This is a genomic window from Paenibacillus sp. SAF-068, from assembly GCF_051967555.1.
In the GTDB taxonomy this organism is placed as follows: domain Bacteria; phylum Bacillota; class Bacilli; order Paenibacillales; family Paenibacillaceae; genus Paenibacillus.
Map to the genome: position 1 here is coordinate 276,387 of NZ_JBQCJX010000001.1, position 22,748 is coordinate 299,134.

Annotated in this window: 16 protein-coding genes; 7 read left to right on the top strand and 9 right to left on the bottom strand. The window is 48.7% G+C overall.

What is annotated here, in order from left to right; all coding sequences use genetic code 11:
• Nucleotides 1-118: 118 nt before the first annotated feature.
• Complete coding sequence (locus ACTHPG_RS01150) at nt 119-1,180, bottom strand: LacI family DNA-binding transcriptional regulator (protein WP_440387249.1); 1,062 nt, start codon at nt 1,178-1,180, stop codon at nt 119-121.
• A gap of 371 nt (nt 1,181-1,551) precedes the next feature.
• Here ACTHPG_RS01150 and ACTHPG_RS01155 point away from each other — a divergent pair, with 371 nt between their 5' ends.
• Entirely contained in the window at nt 1,552-2,871 is a 1,320-nt protein-coding gene (locus ACTHPG_RS01155) for a glycoside hydrolase family 125 protein (RefSeq protein WP_440387251.1), read from the top strand.
• A gap of 300 nt (nt 2,872-3,171) precedes the next feature.
• Here the strand turns inward: ACTHPG_RS01155 and ACTHPG_RS01160 are convergent, their stop codons facing one another.
• Nucleotides 3,172-4,227, bottom strand: coding sequence for a Gfo/Idh/MocA family protein (locus tag ACTHPG_RS01160; RefSeq protein ID WP_440387252.1), 1,056 nt, complete (start codon nt 4,225-4,227; stop codon nt 3,172-3,174).
• A gap of 39 nt (nt 4,228-4,266) precedes the next feature.
• The gene (locus ACTHPG_RS01165) at nt 4,267-5,154 is read right to left on the bottom strand and encodes a sugar phosphate isomerase/epimerase family protein (RefSeq protein WP_440387253.1); all 888 of its coding nucleotides are present in this window, start codon (nt 5,152-5,154) and stop codon (nt 4,267-4,269) included.
• A gap of 129 nt (nt 5,155-5,283) precedes the next feature.
• Here ACTHPG_RS01165 and ACTHPG_RS01170 point away from each other — a divergent pair, with 129 nt between their 5' ends.
• Nucleotides 5,284-6,180 carry an AraC family transcriptional regulator gene (locus ACTHPG_RS01170; protein ID WP_440387254.1) on the top strand — a complete coding sequence of 299 codons (897 nt, stop codon included), beginning with the start codon at nt 5,284-5,286 and terminating at the stop codon, nt 6,178-6,180.
• Nucleotides 6,181-6,461: 281 nt separating this feature from the next.
• On the opposite strand, the gene ACTHPG_RS01175 is transcribed toward ACTHPG_RS01170, so the two are convergent.
• Nucleotides 6,462-7,145, bottom strand: a complete 684-nt coding sequence (locus ACTHPG_RS01175) for a serine/threonine protein kinase (protein WP_440387255.1) — start codon at nt 7,143-7,145, stop codon at nt 6,462-6,464.
• A 708-nt stretch (nt 7,146-7,853) separates the two neighbouring features.
• Between ACTHPG_RS01175 and ACTHPG_RS01180 the strand changes: the two genes are divergently transcribed.
• Nucleotides 7,854-8,771 carry a PD-(D/E)XK nuclease family protein gene (locus ACTHPG_RS01180; protein ID WP_440387256.1) on the top strand — a complete coding sequence of 306 codons (918 nt, stop codon included), beginning with the start codon at nt 7,854-7,856 and terminating at the stop codon, nt 8,769-8,771.
• Between the two features lie 168 nt (nt 8,772-8,939).
• Here ACTHPG_RS01180 and ald read toward each other — a convergent pair whose 3' ends face one another.
• A complete protein-coding gene (gene ald, locus ACTHPG_RS01185) occupies nt 8,940-10,073 on the bottom strand; it encodes an alanine dehydrogenase (RefSeq protein WP_440387257.1) in 1,134 nt (377 codons plus the stop codon).
• 189 nt (nt 10,074-10,262) lie between these two features.
• Between ald and ACTHPG_RS01190 the strand changes: the two genes are divergently transcribed.
• Nucleotides 10,263-11,936 carry a PucR family transcriptional regulator gene (locus ACTHPG_RS01190; RefSeq protein ID WP_440387258.1) on the top strand — a complete coding sequence of 558 codons (1,674 nt, stop codon included), beginning with the start codon at nt 10,263-10,265 and terminating at the stop codon, nt 11,934-11,936.
• Between the two features lie 56 nt (nt 11,937-11,992).
• Here ACTHPG_RS01190 and ACTHPG_RS01195 read toward each other — a convergent pair whose 3' ends face one another.
• On the bottom strand, nt 11,993-12,283 hold the full coding sequence (locus ACTHPG_RS01195) for a hypothetical protein (RefSeq protein WP_440387259.1): 291 nt from the start codon (nt 12,281-12,283) through the stop codon (nt 11,993-11,995).
• A gap of 317 nt (nt 12,284-12,600) precedes the next feature.
• Here ACTHPG_RS01195 and ACTHPG_RS01200 point away from each other — a divergent pair, with 317 nt between their 5' ends.
• Nucleotides 12,601-14,670: a hypothetical protein gene (locus ACTHPG_RS01200; RefSeq protein ID WP_440387260.1), complete on the top strand. Its 2,070-nt coding sequence runs from the start codon at nt 12,601-12,603 to the stop codon at nt 14,668-14,670.
• Between the two features lie 47 nt (nt 14,671-14,717).
• Here ACTHPG_RS01200 and ACTHPG_RS01205 read toward each other — a convergent pair whose 3' ends face one another.
• Nucleotides 14,718-16,562, bottom strand: a complete 1,845-nt coding sequence (locus tag ACTHPG_RS01205) for a sigma-54 interaction domain-containing protein (protein WP_440387261.1) — start codon at nt 16,560-16,562, stop codon at nt 14,718-14,720.
• 471 nt (nt 16,563-17,033) lie between these two features.
• Nucleotides 17,034-17,957: a proline dehydrogenase family protein gene (locus ACTHPG_RS01210; protein ID WP_440387263.1), complete on the bottom strand. Its 924-nt coding sequence runs from the start codon at nt 17,955-17,957 to the stop codon at nt 17,034-17,036.
• Between the two features lie 259 nt (nt 17,958-18,216).
• Between ACTHPG_RS01210 and pruA the strand changes: the two genes are divergently transcribed.
• Both pruA and rpoN read left to right on the top strand, forming a co-directional pair.
• Nucleotides 18,217-19,764, top strand: coding sequence for an L-glutamate gamma-semialdehyde dehydrogenase (gene pruA / locus ACTHPG_RS01215; RefSeq protein WP_440387264.1), 1,548 nt, complete (start codon nt 18,217-18,219; stop codon nt 19,762-19,764).
• Between the two features lie 87 nt (nt 19,765-19,851).
• Entirely contained in the window at nt 19,852-21,156 is a 1,305-nt protein-coding gene (gene rpoN, locus ACTHPG_RS01220) for an RNA polymerase factor sigma-54 (RefSeq protein WP_440387265.1), read from the top strand.
• 116 nt (nt 21,157-21,272) lie between these two features.
• Here rpoN and ACTHPG_RS01225 read toward each other — a convergent pair whose 3' ends face one another.
• A complete protein-coding gene (locus ACTHPG_RS01225; RefSeq protein ID WP_440387266.1) occupies nt 21,273-22,706 on the bottom strand; it encodes an aspartate ammonia-lyase in 1,434 nt (477 codons plus the stop codon).
• Nucleotides 22,707-22,748 lie beyond the last annotated feature (42 nt).

Consider the following 22,748-nt stretch of genomic DNA (forward strand, 5'->3'; position numbering starts at 1 on the left):
TAAGCTCTGTATGAATAACTAGATGGTGATGAAAGACCCCGCATAATAATATGTGGGGTCTTTTTGGCATTTAATAATGTTGATCTGTGATTATGTTAAGGAGGTCGTACACGCCGGATTACGCCGATTCCCTTGGAATCAAGGTGGTCGATAACATCACCGTTTCTTTCGGCGTCCCCGGGCGTTCGATCCGGCGTTGTAAAGCTTCAACGGCACGTTGTCCAAGCTCCTCTTTGCAGAGATTAACTGTGGTCAGGGGCGGGGAGGACGTAACCGCAGAGTGTACATTGTCGATACCGATGACAAGGCAATCTTTAGGCGTGGAGATGCCCATCTCCTGTAGTTTGTGCATCCATTGCAAGGCAATATCATCATTAACACCAATCCAGGCGTCGGGACGTTCATCATCTGGCATGTTTTGAATGGTGGTAGCCAATTGGTTAACCCATTCCCCATTTTCATAAGGGATATTCCACTCCCTGAAGCTGGTCGTATGACTGGTATCCACATGAAAATGATTCAGAGCCAGTTCGATACCAATCTTCCGCTGCGCGAAGCTGGCAGCACGACCATCATCTGTGATGAGGCCGATCCGTCGGCAATTCATCGACATTAAATATCTCGCTACCGTGATGCCCGCTTCCAGATTATCATGGCTGATCGTATCACAATTCAACAGTGGCTCCTGATGATCTACGAGAATAATAGGCCGACCCGTCTGAGAAAGTCTTTGCAGTACCGTATGAGGAAAAGCGCCCATGACAATAATCCCTGCACAATGTTCCCAGTCCAAATGAGGAGCAATAGCTTTTTCGGGAGATGTGTTCTCGTCCGTCACTCCGAGTGATGGAGATACAATGGCATGATGCCAACCACGTTCATTACAGGCGGAGATCATGCCTGACAGAACACGTTGCCAGTAGTGCGGTTCACCGCGATTGAGCTGATTCATGCATATGAGAACAAACGGGGGATCGGAGGGGTCTGCATTGTTTGCGGCAGCAGGACTGTTGATAGCCCCCGGAGTACTTTGGCGATATCCCAAAGCCCGAGCAAGTTCCAGAACCCGGGCACGTGTTGCTTCACTAACGCCCGTCTTGCCGCTGAGTGCGCGGGAGACGGCATATTTGGATAATCCGAGCTGGTCAGCCAGCGTCTGAATGGATACTTTGCGTGACATATCATTACTCCTTCGTATGTAAGCGAACTGCATAAATCCATTGAGATGACCTCTAAGAATTGACGATCATCTTCGGACACAGTAAACTTACAAATAATAATGTTATTATAATTTATCATAACAAAAATAACAATAGGGCTAGGGTCATTTAGTCAATTTATATAAGTTGAACTAATCATTTACACGATAACGGAGAGGGCAGAAAAAACTGAAGAAGCGAAGCGTTCGCCTTTATCACCGGATTTCCCCTTTACAAATGGGAATCAAGAAATCTGGGGATAACAGCGATCGGAAGGTTATTCTGCAATCGGAGTGCTGTGTAAAAAATATTAGCTGAACTTAAATAAAACAATTCAAAGGAGACGACATCCATGGAACAGTTCAGATTACCGAAAATCCCTATGCCGCATCTGGAATTGCCGCAAGCTGTGCAGGATATTCTGACTGAGGCGGACGAGCGTTTGCAACATCGACCGAGATTGCTGGCTCAGTTTCGCAATTGTTTTCCGAATACACTGGAAACGACGACGAAGCTGCTTGAGGATGGAACAACTTTTGTGATTACAGGGGATATTCCCGCGATGTGGTTAAGAGATTCGGTAGAACAGGTTATGCATTATGTTCCGCTCGCGAAGGATGACGAGAAGTTGCAGCGTATCATTGGAGGGCTGATCAGACGGCATACGTTCTACGCTGATAAGGATATCTATGCCAATGCGTTCAATGAAACGGCGAATGGATGGCATTGGGATGCCAATGATGAGACGGAGATGTCACCATGGGTATGGGAACGAAAGTTTGAACTGGATTCTCTGTGTTTCTCCATGAAGCTGGCTTATACATATTGGCGGGAGACGGAACTGACAGATATATTTGACGAACGCTTCAAGAAAGTGATGGAGAATATTATAGACCTGTGGGAGACAGAACAGCATCACGGAGAGCGTTCATCTTATCGGTTCATGCGTCGCAACTGTCCAGCCCATGATACGCTGCGTAATGAAGGATTGGGGATGCCCGTGAATTATACAGGCATGATCTGGTCCGGATTTCGTCCGAGTGATGATGCCTGTGATTTTCATTATAATATTCCTGCGAACATGTTCGCTGCGGTAACCTTGCGCCAGATGGGGGAGATTGCGAAGTGGGTGTTCCGGGATGAACAACTGGTAAGCCGAATGACTCATTTGGAAGAGGAAATAAGGCATGGCATCTCCCTGTACGGTACTTACCGTCATCCAGAGTATGGGCAAATATATGCCTATGAGACAGACGGTTACGGCAACTTTTGTCTGATGGATGATGCGGGCACACCTGGACTGATGTCCATTCCGTATATGGAGTATACTTCGATCGAAGACAGGGTGTATCAGAACACGCGCCGATTCATTTTGAGCAAGGAAAATCCGTTCTACTATGAAGGGAAGGCAGCCAAAGGCATTGGTAGTCCACATACCCCTCCGGGATACATCTGGCACATGGCGCTGTCCATGCAGGGTCTGACCGCAGACAATGACGAGGAAATGCTGGCCCTGATTGAATTGCTGGAGAACACGGATGCGGGTACCGGATATATGCATGAGGGTTTCCACGCCGATGACCCCAACACGTTCACCAGACCATGGTTCGCCTGGTCCAACAGCCTGTTCTCGCAACTGGTGTATAAAGCAATGAAAAAAGGAATTCTATAAATGGTACATTTAAAAAGAGCCCTGACTGCTCGTAAAGCGGCCGTTCCGGTTACGAATCGTTCTTTCGATCGCTGTTATCCCCGGATTTCCTGATCGACTTTTGTAAAGTCGAAATCCGGTGATAAATGCGAGCACTTCGTTTCTTCAGAATCGATTTCGTCCCCTACACTACTTCGTGTTTTATCAGAAACTTTTTTTGTACCTTGTATAGGAAAGAGAAGTAGGTAAAAAACAACAAAGCCCAAACTGCTGACATTTGCAGTTTGGGCTTTGTTTCATATGCAAAACATATGTGCTTCGCTATGTGTTTTTCAGCAGGTCAGCGATGAACACTTTCTGGCCTGTGCGTGCGCTTTCCAGGGAAGCGAGGACCATAGCCATGCTGAACTGGTTATCGCTGCAATCCGTTTCTGGCAGTCGGCCGGATTCCAGTGCAGCGAACATGTCTTCGAGGCAGCCGTGGTGTCCTGTTTTGTCCATGACAGGCAGTTCGGCTTCAATCCGCTCACTTGGCTGGAAAAAGGATGGTTTGCCATCAGCATCCAGGCTTTGCGCAGTAATCACCTCAGCATAGATATCATCATGACCATCCCAGATCGCAGTTCCTTTTTCACCCGTTAAGCGCCAGCTTGCTTCCCATGAAGTGGGTACACCTTCTGCACACCAAGAGCCGCGATAGTTGAACACGGACCCATCAGACATTTCAAATATACATAACGCCATCGCATTGCCCTGATACCAAGACCCTGGAGGGTTGAACTCATGGCAGTATACCGAGACGGGGTTAGCTCCGAGAATATACCGTGCCTGATCAAACGTATGTATTGCCATATCGAGCAGCAGTGGACTATCCATTAGATCCCGGAATCCGCCAAAGTGTGGCCCGAGGAAGAAGTCGGCTCCCGCGTAACCTACCTGCCCTATAGCTCCGCCCGAAATGAGGTGCTGGTAGGCGCGGATCCGCGGATCGAACCGGCGATTCTGCATCACGGCTTGAATACGTCCTGTGCTACGAGAAGTGTGCACAATATCCGTGCAGTCGGAGAAGGACTCCGCAAGGGGTTTTTCACCAAATACATGACAACCTTCCTTCAGCGCTGTCATGGAAATGCCATAATGGCTCGCCGGAATCGTGACATCGAATACGATATTCGCACGAGTCGCTTGAATGGCCTCACGGATATCGGTGAACGTAGGGCAGGTGAGGCCATGTCTTGTAGCAAAAGCAACGGCTGTCTGTTCATACAGATCGACTAGCCCGACGATTTCTGTATCCGGTCTTTGCAAGGCATAGTCGGCCCATGTGTTCGCCATGGCACCGCATCCAGCGATAATTACCCGATAAGGATGACTCATCCGCTCATCTCCTTCGTATGGATTGTGTTTTACGGTCCTTTATACCGGATTGGGCACAAAATCGCCGCCGCGACATTGTTTCAAATACCGCAAAGCATGTACCTGTCCGGTCATTTCAAGTTCGTCTTTGTAAACGGGATCATGCCAGCCTTCAATATCAATCGTGCCCTGATAACCGTTCTGACGCAGAATGGTGATGATGTCTGCCCAGTTGTTATCCCCGAAGCCGGGTGTGCGGTGCCAGACAAATTCACGTGGACCGTGTACACCGTATTCCTTGACAATATCCCAGGCGATCGTGGCATCTTTGCCATGTACGTGGAACACTTTGTGAGCCCATTTGCGCAGCTGTGGAATAGGATCAATCAGACTGGACATTTGATGACAGGGTTCCCATTCCAGGCCTACATTTTCATCCGGAACAGCATCGAACATCATCTCCCAGGCCGTCGGGTTATGAGCAATGTTCCAGTCGCCTGTCTGCCAGGTGCCACCCATATCACAGTTTTCAAAAGCAATACGTACACCCCGGTCTGCGGCCCGGCGTGCCAGTTCACCAAATACTTCCTTGAACCGGGGGATGGACTCATTAATGGGTTGATCGGTCAATCGTCCAGTGAACCCGGAGACGATATTTGCACCGAAGAGCTGTGCATGATCAATGACTCGCTCCCAGCTTGCCAGTGTATCGGCGTTGTCCCCGGCTCCCGTGAGCGGGTTACCAAATACGCTCACCGCGGAGATGACAATGCCTTGTTCGTCCACGATTTCACGGACACGTTTGGCTGTCTCAGCCAGGTCCAGATCGCCTGTTGTTTGCCAGAAGGTCAGGTTAAATGATTCGAAGCCATGTTGCATGATCTGCGGGATAACACGGACGGCGTCCTGCCCGCCTACAAGGGTACCGATGCGTAATGATTTATTCATGGTTGTATTTCACTCCAATATTGGCTTATAGTACTTCGTGACACACTCATTATAGCCGTGCATTAACGGGATGGCTCTAAACAATCTTGTGTATTATTAGTCGGATCTTGTGAAGAGGGAGAAGAAGTCGTGCTGGATCTGAAAGCGCTTCACGAAAATACCCGAATTGACCATAAATCACATCCATTTCAGCTGTTCCGAAATCGGTGTTCTGATATGAAAGCGGAGGAATGCATTCTGTATTTGCATTGGCATGAACATTTTGAACTGATTGTCATGCGCAAGGGCAGTGGGCTTTTTCATATTGATAGCAAACCCTATGTGGTTCGAGCAGGCGAGGTCATCATCATTCCTGGAGGTACACTACATGTCGGATATGCTCTGGATGATGGGGATGTGCATTATGATTCTGTTGTGGTCAACCGTGCCCTGTTCCATGATTTCACCCATGATCCCGTGCATGAGCAATATGTCGCCCCGTATCTGGAAGGCAGGGTGAGGTTTCCGGTCAAACCGGCAGAGGAAAATACAGCTTGCTTAGGCTATTATTCTCTGCTGAATGAAGCCGTGGAGGAAATGGCATTACAGCCCCCGGCTTATCAGCTCGTGGTGAAGTCAAAACTGCATGCCTTGTTCACCTTGCTTGCGCGGACCTTTATGCCGCAGCAGTTGCCGGATCGATCGGTGGGATCGTATTTTCCAAACCGCGAACGCTTCAAACAGTTAATTGCGCAGATTGAAGCGGACCCTACAGGCAAGATGTCTGTTACGGAAGCGGCAAGTCATGTGGGACTGAATGCGTATCACTTCTGCAAAATGTTCAAAAAGCTGACCGGACGTACCTTCGTGGAATACGTGAATGGATGCAGGATGAGTGAGGCAGAACAGCTGTTGCAAGGCAGCAGTCTGACCATTACGGAGATCGCCGCCAGAGTAGGCTGCGACAACGCCAACTATTTTACGAAATTATACAAACAGTACAAGGGCATGACCCCCTCTCAGGGGCGGGGGAGAAAAGAAGGTTGAACACGACCGGTTCAGCAGCAGTCTCGAATAAAATGGCATAACGAAGGTTGTAGTCACATGTAACTCACAATCACAAAAGTGAGTAGAATTAGAGCACACAGAAGTGATTACTGTAACAGTAGTCAGCACGCACATGGGCGCATATATGCACACACACACATACCGACACGGATATGCACCTCCACAAAAAACCACCCGGATAATGGCCTCTTCAAGGCTGTTATTCGGGTGGTTTGGTTTCAATAAAACAATAAGACAATCCTCTAAAGTGTACAATTTACTCATTTCATAAATCTGGAGAACAGACGATTGGCTTTCTTGGCGAGATCGTCCATTTTGACGTTGGCATGATCAAGCTGGTTATATCCCCATTTGATCGTTTGCAGCATACGTGGAGATATGGGCGTTCCTTTGATCCTCGGATAGATGTTGTGATAAGCCCAGACGAGATGCTCCCAGCGATTGTCATTGCCGTCCTGAATATACTCGGATACGTCAATTACTTTCCCACGGCCGTTCTGAAGAATTACATTTTTCAGATGAATATCACGAGGGTTCAGCCCGCGGCTCCGAACGGCTTCTCGCGCTGCGTCCACATCGTACATCACCTGCTCGGGGACGGGGATTCCTTTTTCCAAACATTCCAGCAGCGTATCCCCGGGTTCATAACTAATCACGAGAACATTCCGGCCGCTACCGTAATAGGTAGGGAAGTAGGGCAGACCTTTAAGCTGTTCGTATACCTGTTTTTCATTTTCGAGTTTGTCCAAGGCATGATCCGAGTACATCTTGAAGGCATACTGCGGCAAGCCGTCATACGTAAATACAGCCGCGTCCGTACCTGTGCCAATGCAATTCAAACCTTCTGCATCGCCGATGATGTTCACGAGCTCATTCCGGTCGCTTCCGATGACTTGGATCTGTTGTAATGCTTCTTCCGCCTGGAACCAATCCGGTCGATTCATGGGTGTTGCCCCCTTTTAGGATATGCCTGTACAGAATTTGCGCATAAGTTTAGTTAAAACGTGAATGAATGGTACACTGAGCCACTCCGTGTGCAGCCATATGAAGATAAGAAATTTTTTAACGAACCGTATAAGTCTTATTTCGCGTAAATCGGCAGATCTGAAAATGTAACGAATCTGAGCCACACTATCAGCTCGTTTTCATGCTATAAATGCGTGATTTAGCCGAAATAAGACTAGATAGCGTGACTGGAGTTCGTTAGATTGTGTAATGCCGTATTATCCAAGCAATAAGGTGTATCAGATTCGTTAGCGTTCGATCACATTAGCTTCGTTAATCTTCAAGTCACAGTATCACCGGGTTCCCTTATTAGAGGGAAATCTGCCATGACGTATGCTTCCGCTCGGACAGGGCTTCTTTATTAACGGTGCTGAGGCTTAAAATAAACTTCGAACGCTTTAGCTTTTTCGCAAAAAGTTGTAGCTCTGCATTTCAGTTTCTCTGCCCTCTATGGAGTATATTATGCGTGCTGCTTCGCAATTTCTTCTTTTGGTGATGTTACTATATAAACGATACGGATTGAATCGGAAACGGTTGCGTCAGAAGAAAATAACGGAAGCGCGCTTGCGGCAATGTTCCCATGGCTTTATACTGTGAGCATTAAGGGATCTTAGGCAGATCCGGCATACAGAAAGGCAGAAAAACTTATGGCACAATACCCGCAATGGTCTTATTCGCAGTCGCGGGCGAGTATGTTTGATGAGTGCCTGCGCAAATATTATTATCATTATTACGGTGCCCATAACGGCTGGAAGACAGACTCTGCGGATGAGATGCAGGTACGTCTATACCGTTTGAAACAACTTAGCAATCTGTATCTTGTCTTCGGTGACCTCGCACATCGGATGTGTGAGTCGGCGGTACGCAGCAGGGAAGAGGGCAAAGACAAACCGCGTGAATCCTTCCTGGAACAGACGATACGCAAGCTGCTGAATCAGGCGTATGTGGAGTCGATGGACGCGGATCAGTGGCGGCTGAACCCCAAGAATCGCACGATGTTGTCGGAGATCTATTACGGGGATGACACGTTGAATGACCGGATTGCGACGATAAAGGAGCGGGCTTCGGCTTGTGTCAGTAACTTGTACCAGACGCTTACGTGGGAGGACTTGTCCCGGGCAAGCACAGATATTCTGGAGATCGAGAAATGGGACACTATGATGCTTCACGATACACGCGTGTATGTGAAGATGGACTTATTGTATCGGCGCAGTAACGGCAATATTGTCATTGTGGACTGGAAGACGGGCAAGGAAGATGACTTCTCCGATCAGTTAATGCTGTACGCATCCTATGTAAGAGAGCACTACCGGGTTCCCTTGGAACAGATTGAGCTGAGAGTGGAGTATCTGTTAACCGGAAAACACCGAGAGTTTACAGCCACAGAAGAGGATATCCGGAAGGTGGAAGAGAACGTGGGTCGTTACATTGAGGAGATGCGATCCTGCGTGGAGGATGAGTATTATAACCGCCCCAAGGACGTCACCTACTTCACAGCGATGCCATCGCACCGGTCCTGCCGGGATTGCAACTTCCGCGAAGTATGCAGTGAGCGAGCAGTCTGAAGTGCCAAAACCGGAGGAACCTAAAGGCCTTATACCACCTAACGAGCTATTTCATATGTGAAAAAATTCAAGAAGCGCAAGCCGGGGACATCATCTGCCCGACTTGCGCTTCTATTGCGTTCCACAGGCCAGGCGACAAGGCGCCGGGGTGGAACGATCAGTTCAAGATTACTGGACAGCGGCGGTATTCTCCAGCGCCTGACCCGCAGGAACATAGGCATGCCCGAGATCCCGGGCAACCGCCTCATACGTGATGTGTCCATTCAGCGCATTGACCGCGCTGCGAATGGACGAACTGCCGCGAATCGCGGCGGCTGCACCGTGGTTGGCCAGCTGCAGCGCATAAGGCATGGTGGCGTTGGTCAGCGCCACCGTCGACGTACGCGGCACGGCGCCCGGCATGTTCGCCACCGCGTAATGCACGACCCCATGTTTCACATAGGTCGGTTCATCGTGAGTCGTGATATGATCAATGGTCTCAACAATCCCGCCTTGATCAATCGCTACATCCACAATGACCGAACCCGATGCCATGGTCTTCACCACCTGCTCGCTGACAAGCGTTGGCGCCTTGGCGCCTGGAATCAGCACCGCACAGATCAACAGATCTGCCGCCGCAACAGCCGCTGCAATGTTGGACGGGCTGGATACCAGCGTGTGGATCTGATTGCCGAAGATATCATCCAGCTGGCGTAGACGATTCAGATTCAGATCGAGGATAGTCACATCCGCTCCAAGACCAATGGCGATTTTGGCAGCATTCGTACCCACCGTACCGCCGCCAATGATGACCACTTTCCCCCGACTGACGCCGGGCACACCAGACAACAGAATGCCCTTCCCACCTTCGGTCTTCTCCAACAGCTGTGCTCCGATCTGGGAGGCCATGCGGCCTGCAACTTCACTCATGGGTGTTAGCAGGGGGAGCGTGCTGTTGACCTCCAGCGTCTCATAGGCAATGGCCGTTACCCGGCTTGCGATAAGCGCTTTGGCAAGCTCAGGTTCCGCAGCGAGGTGCAGGTAGGTGAACAGAATCAGCCCCGGACGAAAATATCCATATTCACTGGCAAGCGGTTCTTTCACTTTGATGATCATATCGGCTTCGTTCCACACTGACTTGGCATCCATTCGAATCTCTGCGCCCGCAGCTTGATATTCATGATCCGTGAATCCACTGCCGATCCCCGCGCCTTGTTCAATCATCACCTGGTGACCGGCTCTGATGAAATCAGCAGCCCCGGCCGGAGTCATTGCTACACGATTCTCATTGTTTTTGATTTCTTTGGGAATTCCGATTCTCATCACCATGCACCTCGTCCATTTATTGGTTGTTAGCTTATACTACAAGTTTATGACTTGGATATTCGTTTTGCACCTTACTTGATGTCTAATGTTTAGAAATAGTACTCAACATATTGTCGAAAAAGACTGTTCAGGACATTTGTCCATGGATTATAATGTAAGAAAAAATAACACAAAGAGGGATTGCCATTGCAAAATGACCGCGTGTTTACGATTAAAGATATCCTTGCACGTCCGGTATTTGGCCGAGCACGACTAGCGGCAGGGAAGGATGGAGTGAACCGTCAGGTTGGCTGGGTTCATGTGCTCGAGATTACGAATGTATCTCCATTTGTAAGCCCCCATGATCTTATTTTATCCACTGGACTATGGCTTCAATCGGAAGAAGGGCGTGAGGAGTATCTGCTCCAGCTCATTGGCAGTGAGGCAGCGGGGCTATGTGTGGAGTTTGGTACCAGCATATACGGAATTCCGGAAGAACTGATTGAACTGGCGGACAGACACCAGTTTCCACTGATTGTATTTGAGCAACCGGTCCGTTTTGTCGAGATCACACAGGATATTCACTCACTGCTCATTAATCATCAACACCAGCTGCTGAAAAGTCTGGAAGCTTACTCCCGTCAGCTTCAGCAACGAACATTACAGAGTACAGATATGTCTGCTGTGCTGAACCTGCTGCATGAGTACGCTGCAAAACCGGTGGTGTACATCTCGTCCATGGAGCCGGGCAGCTTTGTACCTGAACTGGCTCCGGAGATGGAACAGGCCATCTATACCTGGTATGAGCAAGAGGTAGAACATCTGGATTTGAATGATTCAGATATCGAATTATGGTTCCATATGGATGAAGAGAAAGTTCTGCTGTGCCATCCTGTCGTCTGCTTCGGTCAGGTGTTTTCAGCTGTAGGCATGATTGTGCATCCTGCGGCTCCCGTGGAATATCTCAAGCTGTTGCTCGATTATACAGCGAAGGCAGCGGCAGCACTCACACTTCGTTCCCAGTTTCTTGAAGAGAAGATGGTCCGCAATCAGAATGAGCTGATCCAGGACCTGATGAATGGCAACATTCATCAGGAGGAACAGGCTCAGACACGAATGGGACTTCGTTTGCTGGTGAAGGGGCAGTACTGGTTTGCAGGAGGGGTCATCGAGATTGAGCATCGATTGAAAGGTACGGGCCGGGAGCGAATGGAAGCGAATCATCAGGACGTTCTTGTCCTGCTCCGTTCCCTGCTCAAGAAGAACAATCTGCCCAGCCTGATTATGCTGAAGAACAACCAGGTATATCTGTGTTGTGCGAAGGAAGCGGTGTCGGCGGCTGCGCGGCATCAACTGCTGCGATTGCTGGAAGGGATCGCCCTGGATGTAAAACGGTTTGCCAGTCGTAACTTGAAGCAGGTTATGATTCATGTCGGATTTGGCAAGTTACGCAGTCGTTTGACCAGCCTGCCGGAGGGCCTTCAGGAGGCCTATCAGGTGATCGAAGTTTCGAGATCGGTAGATCGGATGGAACATGTTCACTTTTACGAACGTATGGGTATATATCAAATGTTAAAGGCGTTACCCCAATCATTCCTGCAACCCTTTGTCCAGGATCACCTGGGTGTGTTGATTGAACATGACCAGACGCATCACCTGCGATTGGTAGAGACGTTGGATGCTTACCTGCAGAATTTTGGTTCCAAACGGGATGCAGCTGCCCAGTTATTTATTCATCGGCAAACGTTGTACAACAGACTGGAGAAGCTGGAAGAACTAATGGGGCCAGGTTACATGGATCAAGGGAGAAGAATCTGTCTGGAGATGGCGCTGCTCGCGCACGCGATGATTGAGAATGGACAGTGGCAATCTTCTGGATGAGGTGAGAGGGATGCAAGACAGACTGTGCATCGATCTTACATTACCTTGTGCACAGTCTAGCAGTTTTTGCTTATCCGCCGGGTAAGTCGTAATGAAGCAGGCAGGCGTTGCAGGGTAGAAACGGAGCGTCGGCCCCTATAGAGCTTCGTTTGACCGGAGGCTGGCGCCAGTGATAATGAAGAAGGAGCAGCCAGTCGATACGGGGGTGATGACCGGTCAGGACGTTCTTCCGGTTCTGCTTCATTCGCTGTCATTGAAATGCCACTTTGCTGAAGCCACTCATGAAGTCGTTTTGGATTGATTCCGAGTTGTCCGCTCAGATTACAGATATCGAGGTTTATTCTCACACAAATCCGCCTTTCCTGGAATATCGGGCTGGTAGTAGGGCTTGAAAGGGAAGCATGAATTCGAGATCAGTAAATACTAATGTACATGGTAGTTGTAGCTTGATCGGCGGAATGACACATGACGAGAAGTAGCGCGGAGGCGTGTATGTATACCTTGTTATACGTTTCCATGTCCGCTGTATTGAATATTTTCCAATAAATTGGCTTTTAACAAGATTCTATCACTTCACATGCGATTGCGCGTCTCAATATAGTCTCATTTTTGAAGAGGATATATTGTATATTAAAAGTACCAGTATCTAGTACGGAGGACATATATGGGAAACAGTAGTGAGGCACAATACGACAAATATGCTGAGGATGGCAAACGTTTCGTTGGTCGAACCAAGGAACTGACGACACTGCAGCGGTGGTTCAATCATCCGGAAGCCCCATTGACCATATTCTCAATTACGGGCATGGGAGGCATTGGTAAATCTTCCTTGCTTTCAGAGATGTTATCTGTCTCACGGGATCGAGGTGCAACTGCAATCTGGATGGACGGCCGATCATGTGGGGGGACACCTTCCGTTTTTATGGATTATTTGTCCTCTACATTAGGATTGGAAACACTGGATCGTGCAGGCTACCCGCGACCATTGACTCTGCTGAAAGATACATCAATCGAGAAAAGAATGGTCTTGGCAGTGGATAATTATGAAGAGCTGGCTTTGTTAGAAAGTTGGTTTATGGAAGTCTTCATATCCAAACTTCCGTTAAAAGGCATACTTGTCATTCTTGCATCACGCCCGGAATTGGGTTCCACCTGGCGGACACATCCCCGATTGCATCAGAGATTTATACAGATGCGGCTTCAACATTTCACAATTGATGAGATTACGGAATATATCACGGTGGCAGGGTCTCTGAATCAGGGCATGGCAGGTACCATTACGAGAATGACCGATGGACATCCACTCGGTCTGGCCCTCGCTGTAGAAGCTGCAGATCAGAGAAGAAATCTTCCACAGTCCGAATGGGCTGAACTGTCGCATATGATCAGTGCCCGATTGTTATTGGAACTGACCACATCTCGTCTGCATCCCATGGTGGAGGTACTGACACTGCTTGAGACAGCCAATCAGGAATTATTATCATCCGTACTGGATACAACCGTGACGAAAGAAGAGTACCATATGCTGAGACAGATGTCGTTTATCCGTTCCGGTCCGGATGGTCTTGCCCTGCATGATATGGCCAGGGTGCATCTGTTGCGGGATTTCCGTCAGCGTGAGCCACATCGGTTGCAGAGCATGCGTATCAAAATTGCGAAGTTACTGAAACCGCTGCATGAACAGGCGGGGTGTCATGAGCGTCGGCAAATAGCCCGTAAGATGCTGCTGCTCTGTCAGGAATCCATGCTTCAACACCGCAAGTACGCGGATGTGTCTCGTGATTCCTTGTTCTCCCCTCTTGAAACGATGAGAAGCGAGGATCTGCCAGTTCTGCACAGCCTTTTACAGCAATGGTGCAAGTACAGTGTTGAACCATGGCAGGCATTATCCTACGGCCCCTTCCTTGATGAACTTGCACAACGTTATCCCGAAGGGATCGTATTGATGCGTGACAAGCTTGGGGAGATAATTGCGATGTTTATTACAATCCTTGTACATAAGGATAGTAGTGAGTTATTATTGGAATATTTTCCAAATGAGATGCAAGAATGCTTCACAGCACAGGAGCTTGAGAATGACCCGGATCAGAGTGATACGCACTTTGCATTGCTGGCTGCGGCAAGAGATGATGTGCCTGGTTATACACGTGAAGAACTGGTAGGATACATGGCACTGGACCGGTTATCTCTATTGGGTGATGGCGCGCGAGCCATACTTGTTGCAACGAACCCTCACCTGAAACTATTTTTGCAAAGTATTGGATTCCGGATGCGAAGAACCCGCACCCGTGTCTGTGACAGATATGAAGACCAGGCGGACGTACTTGATTTGGATTTGCGTAGTGGACAATTCGGAGAGTGGGTCATGTCTCTGCTTGATCCGGAATCAACACAGAATCGGATACAGCCGGAAACAACGGAAGTAGATGATCTAATCTGGACTGAACAGGATGTTCGCAAGATGTTGGGGGATCTTCGATCTCCGGGAGAATTGCAGAAATATGCGGGCAGGGTTACAGGAGTAAGGGATGGTATCCAGTTACAGCTGTATGTCATGGATCTATTGGAAGGCAGAGTTCAAGGCCTGTCTCCACAGGATCAGATGCTGTTATACGCGGCCTACTGGACTCATGCTGGCAACCCAACTGCCGCAGCTCAGACGTGTTCCATGAGTCGGGCGACGTTCTATCGCCATCTCAGAACAGCGCTGACTCGTTTGGCGCGGATTTTGTAGGGTTCCATTCGTTCATCATACCGATATTAACGACAAGAAGAGGCTGGTCATAGACCAAGCCTCTTCATGCGATTATAGAGCGTTGCCCTGGAGATGCCGAGTTGCTTGGCGAGTGTTCGTTTGTTACCCCCTGCTGCTTTCAGATATTGAATTAGGAGTTGCGCCTCATAGGTATCCAATTTTTGCTGGAAGGTAACATGGGAGAATGGATCGGATGGATCTGAAAGCTCCAATTCGTCCGCATCTACAATAGTTCCAGATTCTTTTCCTTCTCCCGACTTCTCCTGATGTTGCTGATTTTCGCTGTGGGCATGTGCATGGATTCCTGTCAGTTGAACTTCGGACTGTTCTTGCATGGTGAGGGAGGTGAGGGTATCAGGCAGGTATTCCTGCTTCACCTCACCATCTGTCGTCAGAATGGTCAGGCGTTCGATCACATTTCGTAATTCACGTACATTGCCTGGCCAATCATACTGGAACAGTAACTTGAACACCTCGGGTGGAACCAACTCAATATGACGGTTATAGAGCAATGAGAATTCTTGAAGGAACGTCTGGGTTAACTCATATATATCTTCCTTACGTAAGCGCAAAGGAGGGATGACAAGGTTAATCACATTCAGCCGATAGTAGAGATCTTCCCGGAATTGATTGCGGGCAATCATATCCTGTAGATTTTGGTTGGTCGCAGCGATTATCCGACAGTCGGCCTGTTTCATACGCGTTCCCCCCACAGGAAAGTAACTCTTCTCCTGCAACACCCGAAGCAGCTTCACTTGCAATTCCAATGGCATCTCACCGATCTCATCCAGAAAAAGAGTACCCCCTTCGGCAAGCTCAATCTTGCCTTTTTTGCCTTTGGGATCCGCGCCGGAGAACGCGCCTTTCTCATAGCCGAATAATTCACTTTCAAATAATGAAGCAGGGATGGCCCCACAGTTGATCGCGATAAATGGTGCAGTCTGCAATTCACGAAGGTCATGAATGGCTTTGGCGAATAACTCCTTGCCTGTGCCGCTCTCTCCGAGGATCAGTACGGTTGCTGAGGTGGTACTGATCTTGCGGATGGTCTCCAGGCATTGCTTGATGACCGTGCTGCTGCCCTTGATTCTGGCAAATGGATCTGACTCAGGCCGAAGCCGAGCAACGGCTTTCTCCAGATGCTGGACTTTGGAAGTCATATGTAAGAGTTCCTGGTGTAATCGGATTTCAGTTGTTATATCCACTTCGGCAGCAACGGCACCCACGATATGTCCATCCAGTTGGACTGGACGAGCATTAATCAAGGCGAACAGGTCGGGCCGTGGCTGGTGCTGTTTGCGATAGACCGTTTCGCCGGTATATAACGTCTTGAGAGACTGTAGCCGATCTGGGGGAAAAAAGTCCGCTGCAGGTTGTCCGATGATGTCTTTTTTGCTGATCGAAAAAACATGCTCCGCACCACTTGTCCAGTAGGCCACCTTGGCGTCTTCATTAATTAATGTCAGCGCTGAACCGGCTGTCTCCAGTGTGGTCTCAAAATAGGCTTCTATTAGGCGATGTGCATGCATCATGGCATGCATAACATCGGATACGGAGATATATCCCTCATATTCGCCCTGATCATTCTTTATTAATAGAAGAGGGCTCGTAGCAAATAAGGGAATCACTTCCGCAAGTTCGATCGAAGCAGAGACGACAGGCACAGGAAGGCGGCCGTGTGGTACTGTTCTATTGGATTGGCTGTACAACCAGGCGTATTCTGTATTACAACGCATAAAGACAGGTCTGTCCGTACCTATATGGAGTTCTGAAGGTATAGACTGAAATGGGTGTTCGTCATACAGGGCTTCATCTAGAATACACATATCGGTTCGTAACAAAGTTTTCAGCTCAGGTAGTAAATGTCTCATCAGAATCACCTCGGTTGCAGCATATACTTAGGCAAAAAGAATAATGTGAAATTATGTATATTATAACGTTCTGGTGTAGTTGTGTATATATTTTTTGACATCCGTTGTACAGGTTGGGATGTTGGACTCAGCAAATAAGATTTCGCTTTTGAATGTATGCGATTACATGAAATTTTAATGAGGAGAAGTGTTGTCTGTAGCTGGAATATAGAGGTTCCAAATGGATTTGATGTTATAAAACCTGACGTATTTATTTGTGCTAGATAGAGCCGTCAGACCGGAGGAAAGAGGACCGCGGGGGGTTGAACGAGGTTGAACAGGTACAGAGAGTGTCCATTATATTAGACATTTCAATTCGAGGTTTCTTAAATTTTAGACATATGAATGGATCTTGTGTTAAAGAATGAGAATTCAATTTATAGCTCAAATAACCATGCTTTCCCAAAAAAAACAGGAGAGCATGGTTATCATTTAACGGAACATATTCTTAACGACCATCCAGAGATTAGCCGGTTTTTCGGCCAAACGGCGGGTATAGTATGGATACCACATGGTGCCATAAGGTACGTAACAACGAATGCGATAGCCTTCTTGGGCGAGACGTTCCTGTTCACTCATGCGCAGACCATATAACATCTGAAATTCAAAGGCATCCGGCGAGATTCCCCGATCCTTGGCGTATTGTTTTGTCCAGTTAATGATGTGATCATCATGCGAGGCAACCGCAGTGTATACACCCTGATCGAGGTGGTTACGAATCATCGTTTTGAATTGATGAATGACTTCGGAAGCATTCTGATAGGCGACTGATCCGGGTTCTTTATATGCACCTTTTACCAGACGAAGCCGAATGCCTTCCCGAATCATATCACGCGTATCTTCTTCCGTACGATGAAGGTAAGCTTGCAATACGGTGCCTGTATTGTTTAATCCTTCAGCGTGCAGTCTTCGTACGAGATCCAGGGTCGCTTGGGTAAATGGGCTATCCTCCATATCAATTCGGACAAATAGATCATGCAATTTGGCTTGCGCAGCAACGATACGGATATTTCGATAGCCTTCTTCCGGGTCCAGTGCGAGGCCCATCTGGGTAGGTTTCAGCGAGACGTTGGAGTCTGCCCCTTCACGTGCAATGCCCTCCACCAGTCGTACATACTCATCCCTGTATAATGCCGCTTCGCTCAGGCGGGTGATGCCTTCGCCCAGATGATCGAGCGTTGCCATGATGCCTTTATGATTGAGTATGCGGATTTCTTCGAGCGCTTCTTCCAATGTGTTTCCTGCAATGAACTTGCCTGCAAGCTTCTTGCCATATTTGATGGACAGGTTCTCTACGGCTTTGTTGCCTGCCACGGTCAATAGGGTTTTGCGATATATTTCCGTTCCCACACTCATTTTCGTTTCCTCCTTCAGCATTGTGCATCATTCGATTCAGGCTCGGTTGAATCATGCTTTTGTATCCCTTAACAGAAGCAAGAAGTGTGCCAGATTTGGCGAGGCTCTACTATTTTTTTAGTTAAATGTAATAAGAAAAATATTTCAGTTCCAACCGGAGTTGGCACGGATTTTGCTACATATATTTGGTGATGAGAACCATGCAAATTAATTCAGGCGAGCAGCCAGCGAACCCCACATCCTGAAGGAGGAATCATTCATGAATATCCCTTTTGTTAACGAACCATTCACACCCTTTGCGGTCCAGGCGAACCAGGAAGCATTTGAAGACGCACTTCGTCAGGTAGAAGCTGAACTTGGGCAGGAATACCCGATTATTATTGGTGGGCAAAAAATAACAAGCAGCCGCACGTTAACGTCCGTGAACCCCGCAGCCAAGAATCAGATTGTTGGAACGATCCATCAGGCAGATCAGGAATTGGCCGAAAAGGCCATTCAGACGGCAGCGGAGACATTCCACTCATGGAAACATACGGACCCGAATGAACGGGCTCGTTATCTATACAAAGCAGCTGCCATCATGCGCCGTCGCAAGCATGAATTCTCCGCATGGATGGTCTATGAAGCCGGCAAGACCTGGCCTGAAGCTGATGCGGATACAGCGGAAGCCATTGATTTTATGGAATTCTATGCACGGGATATGCAGCGACTGAGTGAACCGCAACCCCTTGTACGGATTGCAGGGGAAGATAATGAACTGAGTTATATCCCGCTGGGCGTGGGTGTTGTCATTCCACCTTGGAACTTCCCGCTGGCGATTATGGCAGGCATGACTTCGGCTGCACTGGTATCCGGCAACACGGTGGTATTAAAGCCCGCCAGCACAACTCCGGTGATTGCCGCGAAGTTTATGGAGCTGCTCGCAGAAGTTGGCCTGCCGGATGGCGTGGTGAACTTTTTACCGGGACCAGGCAGTGAAGTGGGCGATTATCTGGTGGATCATGCGCTCACCCGGTTTATCAGTTTCACCGGTTCCAGAGATGTAGGACTGCGGATTAATGAACGTGCAGCACGTACAGCTCCAGGTCAGAAGTGGATCAAGCGGGTTATTGCAGAGATGGGCGGTAAAGATTCCATCGTCGTAGACAGTGACAGTGATCTGGAACTCGCGGCAGAGTCCATTACCGCTTCGGCATTTGGTTTCTCGGGACAGAAATGTTCTGCGTGTTCCCGTGCCATTATTCATAAGGATGTATATGATGAAGTATTGCAAAAGGTGATTGAACGGACACAGAAGCTGACGATGGGCAGTCCGCTTGAAGTAGGTAGTCAGGTCGGGCCCGTTATCGATGACAAGGCCTATGCAAAGATCACGGAATATATTGAGATCGGCAAGGGTGAGGGGCGTCTTGTGCATGGTGGCGGTACAGGGAACGTTGAAGGTTATTTCATTGAACCAACCATAATTGCCGATGTGGACCCCAAAGCCCGGATTGCTCAGGATGAAATTTTTGGACCCGTGCTGGCATTTATCAAAGCAGAATCCTTCCAGGACGCATTGGATATCGCCAATAATACCGACTATGGACTGACTGGCGCGGTGATTTCGCGTAATCGGGAACATCTGGAACAGGCCAGACGCGAGTACTTCGCGGGTAATCTGTATTTCAACCGGAAATGTACCGGAGCACTTGTAGGTACGCATCCATTTGGCGGATTTAACATGTCAGGCACGGATTCCAAGGCGGGTGGAAGAGACTATCTTTTGCTCTTTACACAGGCGAAGCTGGTATCGGAGAAATACTAAGACAGCAACGCATGATTTGACCAAAAACTTCTTACATTCGCTTGATTAGTATGTTATTATCCCAGCAACGCATAAGGAGGGAAACGGATGTTAGGTGTTCAGTTGGTACAGGAACAACGTATTCGGCTGTCCATCACGCCGGAGATGAAACAATCCTTTCATTTGCTAACCATGTCTGGTCAGGATCTGACCCGTTATTTGCAGGATGCAGCGGAGGAAAATCCAATTCTTGAGCTGGAAGAACAAGCTGTGCCGTTTGCCCGAATTCCACGGCGAATGGATCAACGCAGGTATGATTCCTACGATCCGCTGCTTCAGGTTAAAGGTGCAGAACCTACACTGGAACAATTGCTGATTGCGCAAATTCGAGTGACGCCTCTACCGGAAGAATTGGAGAATATGGCGGTATATATGGCAGGTTGTGTAAATGATGATGGATATCTAACGGTTGAACTGGCAGAGGTGAGAGCAGCACTTGGGCTACCGATGAGCGAGGTTACAGCAGGACTGGAGCTTCTCCAGTCGCTGGACCCTGCTGGGGTAGGAGCACGAAATCTGCAGGAATGTCTGTTGCTCCAGATCCGACGTGACCCATCGGCTGCCTTGCATGCGGAGCGGATGGTGGAAGCGGGATTGGAAGCACTGGTTCCTTTTCACCCAGGTAGAACAGGGAGCCGATTAGGTATGACTTCACGGGAAGCCCAGGTTGCCTATGACTATATTACAGGCCTTGACCCCAAGCCCTGTCGATCCATCGGATGTACGGAACGTCCACATTACATTATTCCGGATGCTATTGTCGGGTTGCGTAACGGTGAGGCCCATTTTAGCCTGCATGCGGCAGGTAACCCTCGTGTATGGATGAACGAAGCGTGCATCCGCTGGATCAGGGAAAAGGCACCTGACGAAATCTGGTCTGCCCGCGCGGCAGAGGCGAGGACTATCATTCGTAGTGTGCACCTGCGACGCAGAACATTGGTGCGTGTGCTGGCGGCTGTGATGGAAGAGCAGAAGCCCTTTTTGGTGAAAGGCCCATCCGCGCTAAAACCGCTTAATCTGGCTGTTATCGCAGAGAAGATTGGCATGCATGAATCAACGGTAAGTCGTGCCGTTAACGGTAAGTACATCCACACTCCATATGGTGTATATGAACTCAGGGCTTTTTTCGCCTCGGGAATCAGTACAACGTCAGGGGGTAAAACATCAGCATCAGCAGTGAAACGAAGATTAAAAGAAATCATTCGCACGGAACAGACGCAGCGACCCTACTCGGATAGTCGCTTGACCACATTGCTCGCCGAGGAAGGAATTGTCATCTCCCGCAGAACGGTTGCCAAGTACAGGGAGGAACTTCAGATTCTGCCTTCCTTAGAGCGTAAACGATGGGTTTAATTGAAGAGCCGACGTCTTATCATCTCTGAATACAAGAACCCCCGCGAACCGGATGAACGGTCTGCGGGGGTTCTTGTTATTGGTGTTTAGATCCCTATAGTAGTTTTCCTGAGTTCCTACAAACGTTCCATATTACGCAGGAAGTGTTCTCCGGCAATGCCTGGCGTGGTCATCTGCTCCGGATGAAGAATCTCTTCCAGTTCTTCCGGGGTCAACAGTCCGCGTTCCAGAATAATCTCTTGCAGGGAAAGTCCAGTCTTCAGTGCTTCCTTCACGATGGACGCCGCCACATTATAACCTAAGTGCGGGTTCAACGCCGTAACGACACTGAAGCTCTGCTTCATGATCATTTCGCAGCGTTCGCGGTTGGCTTCCATCTCTTCTACGGCATAACGTGTGAAGACATCAATGCCATTATTCATGATTTTCAGGGATTGCAGCAAGTTGAACGCTATAACTGGGCCCATGACATTCAGCTCAAATTGACCGGCTTCACAAGCCATACAGATCGTATGGTCGTTCCCCATTACCTGGAAGGATACCTGGTTAATGACTTCCGCCATGACGGGGTTGACTTTGCCGGGCATAATGGACGAACCTGGCTGACGCGGCGGCAGGCGCAGTTCATTGAATCCTGCACGCGGACCTGAAGCCATCATACGAATATCATTACAGATTTTGGAGAGACTGACCGCACATACTTTCAGCGCCGCTGAAAGTTCCAGATAAGCATCCGTGTTCTGTGTCGCATCCACGAGATCTTCAGCTGTTTGTAGAGGGAGACCGGTAACATCAGACAGGTGTTCCGTAACCTTGACGATATATTCGGGTTTCGCATTAAGTCCTGTACCTACCGCAGTTGCACCCATGTTAATGGTAAGCAAGCGGCGATTGGCGAATTCAAGACGTTCGATATCCCGTCCGATGACGCGGGCATAAGCCCCGAATTCTTGTCCAAGTCGAATAGGCACAGCATCTTGAAGATGGGTACGGCCAACCTTGACAACATCGTTGAATTCCTCTTCTTTTTTATGGAACGCATCCTGTAGTCGTTTCATGGTAGCGAGTAACGTCTCCGACAGACGGTACGCCGCAATGCGCAGTGCTGTAGGTACCACGTCATTGGTAGACTGGGACATGTTTACATGATTATTGGGATTGCAATGGAAGTAGTCTCCCTTGCTTTTGGTTAACAGTTCCAGCCCGCGGTTGGCCAAAATTTCGTTCATATTCATATTCATGGAGGTGCCTGCACCGCCCTGAATGGAGTCTACAATAAAATGATCCAGATGATGGCCTTTCATCATTTCTTCAGCTGCCATGACAATCACTTCGCCAATTTTGCTTGGCAGCATTTTCAGTTCCATATTTGTAACTGCCGCTGCTTTTTTCACCGCAGCCAGAGCCGTGATCAGCTCCCGGTGTACCGGAACGCCGGTAATCGGGAAGTTCTCCACGGCCCGCACCGTCTGAATGCCGTAATAGGCATAAGCCGGAATTTCTTTTTCACCGATAAAATCTTTCTCCGTCCTTGTGGACATAGTAGACATTTCGTTCGCCTCCAGTGGCATCCAATAAATAGGTCAACTCCG

What these genes read in the sequence shown, in the direction of transcription:
- ACTHPG_RS01180 (WP_440387256.1), top strand. Translation starts at nt 7,854, where the DNA reads ATGGCACAATACCCGCAATGGTCTTATTCGCAGTCGCGGGCGAGTATG.
- pruA (WP_440387264.1), top strand. Translation starts at nt 18,217, where the DNA reads ATGAATATCCCTTTTGTTAACGAACCATTCACACCCTTTGCGGTCCAG.
- rpoN (WP_440387265.1), top strand. Translation starts at nt 19,852, where the DNA reads ATGTTAGGTGTTCAGTTGGTACAGGAACAACGTATTCGGCTGTCCATC.
- ACTHPG_RS01200 (WP_440387260.1), top strand. Translation starts at nt 12,601, where the DNA reads ATGGGAAACAGTAGTGAGGCACAATACGACAAATATGCTGAGGATGGC.
- ACTHPG_RS01225 (WP_440387266.1), bottom strand. Translation starts at nt 22,706, where the DNA reads ATGTCTACTATGTCCACAAGGACGGAGAAAGATTTTATCGGTGAAAAA.
- ACTHPG_RS01175 (WP_440387255.1), bottom strand. Translation starts at nt 7,145, where the DNA reads ATGAATCGACCGGATTGGTTCCAGGCGGAAGAAGCATTACAACAGATC.
- ACTHPG_RS01165 (WP_440387253.1), bottom strand. Translation starts at nt 5,154, where the DNA reads ATGAATAAATCATTACGCATCGGTACCCTTGTAGGCGGGCAGGACGCC.
- ACTHPG_RS01150 (WP_440387249.1), bottom strand. Translation starts at nt 1,180, where the DNA reads ATGTCACGCAAAGTATCCATTCAGACGCTGGCTGACCAGCTCGGATTA.
- ald (WP_440387257.1), bottom strand. Translation starts at nt 10,073, where the DNA reads ATGAGAATCGGAATTCCCAAAGAAATCAAAAACAATGAGAATCGTGTA.
- ACTHPG_RS01160 (WP_440387252.1), bottom strand. Translation starts at nt 4,227, where the DNA reads ATGAGTCATCCTTATCGGGTAATTATCGCTGGATGCGGTGCCATGGCG.
- ACTHPG_RS01210 (WP_440387263.1), bottom strand. Translation starts at nt 17,957, where the DNA reads ATGAGTGTGGGAACGGAAATATATCGCAAAACCCTATTGACCGTGGCA.
- ACTHPG_RS01155 (WP_440387251.1), top strand. Translation starts at nt 1,552, where the DNA reads ATGGAACAGTTCAGATTACCGAAAATCCCTATGCCGCATCTGGAATTG.
- ACTHPG_RS01205 (WP_440387261.1), bottom strand. Translation starts at nt 16,562, where the DNA reads ATGAGACATTTACTACCTGAGCTGAAAACTTTGTTACGAACCGATATG.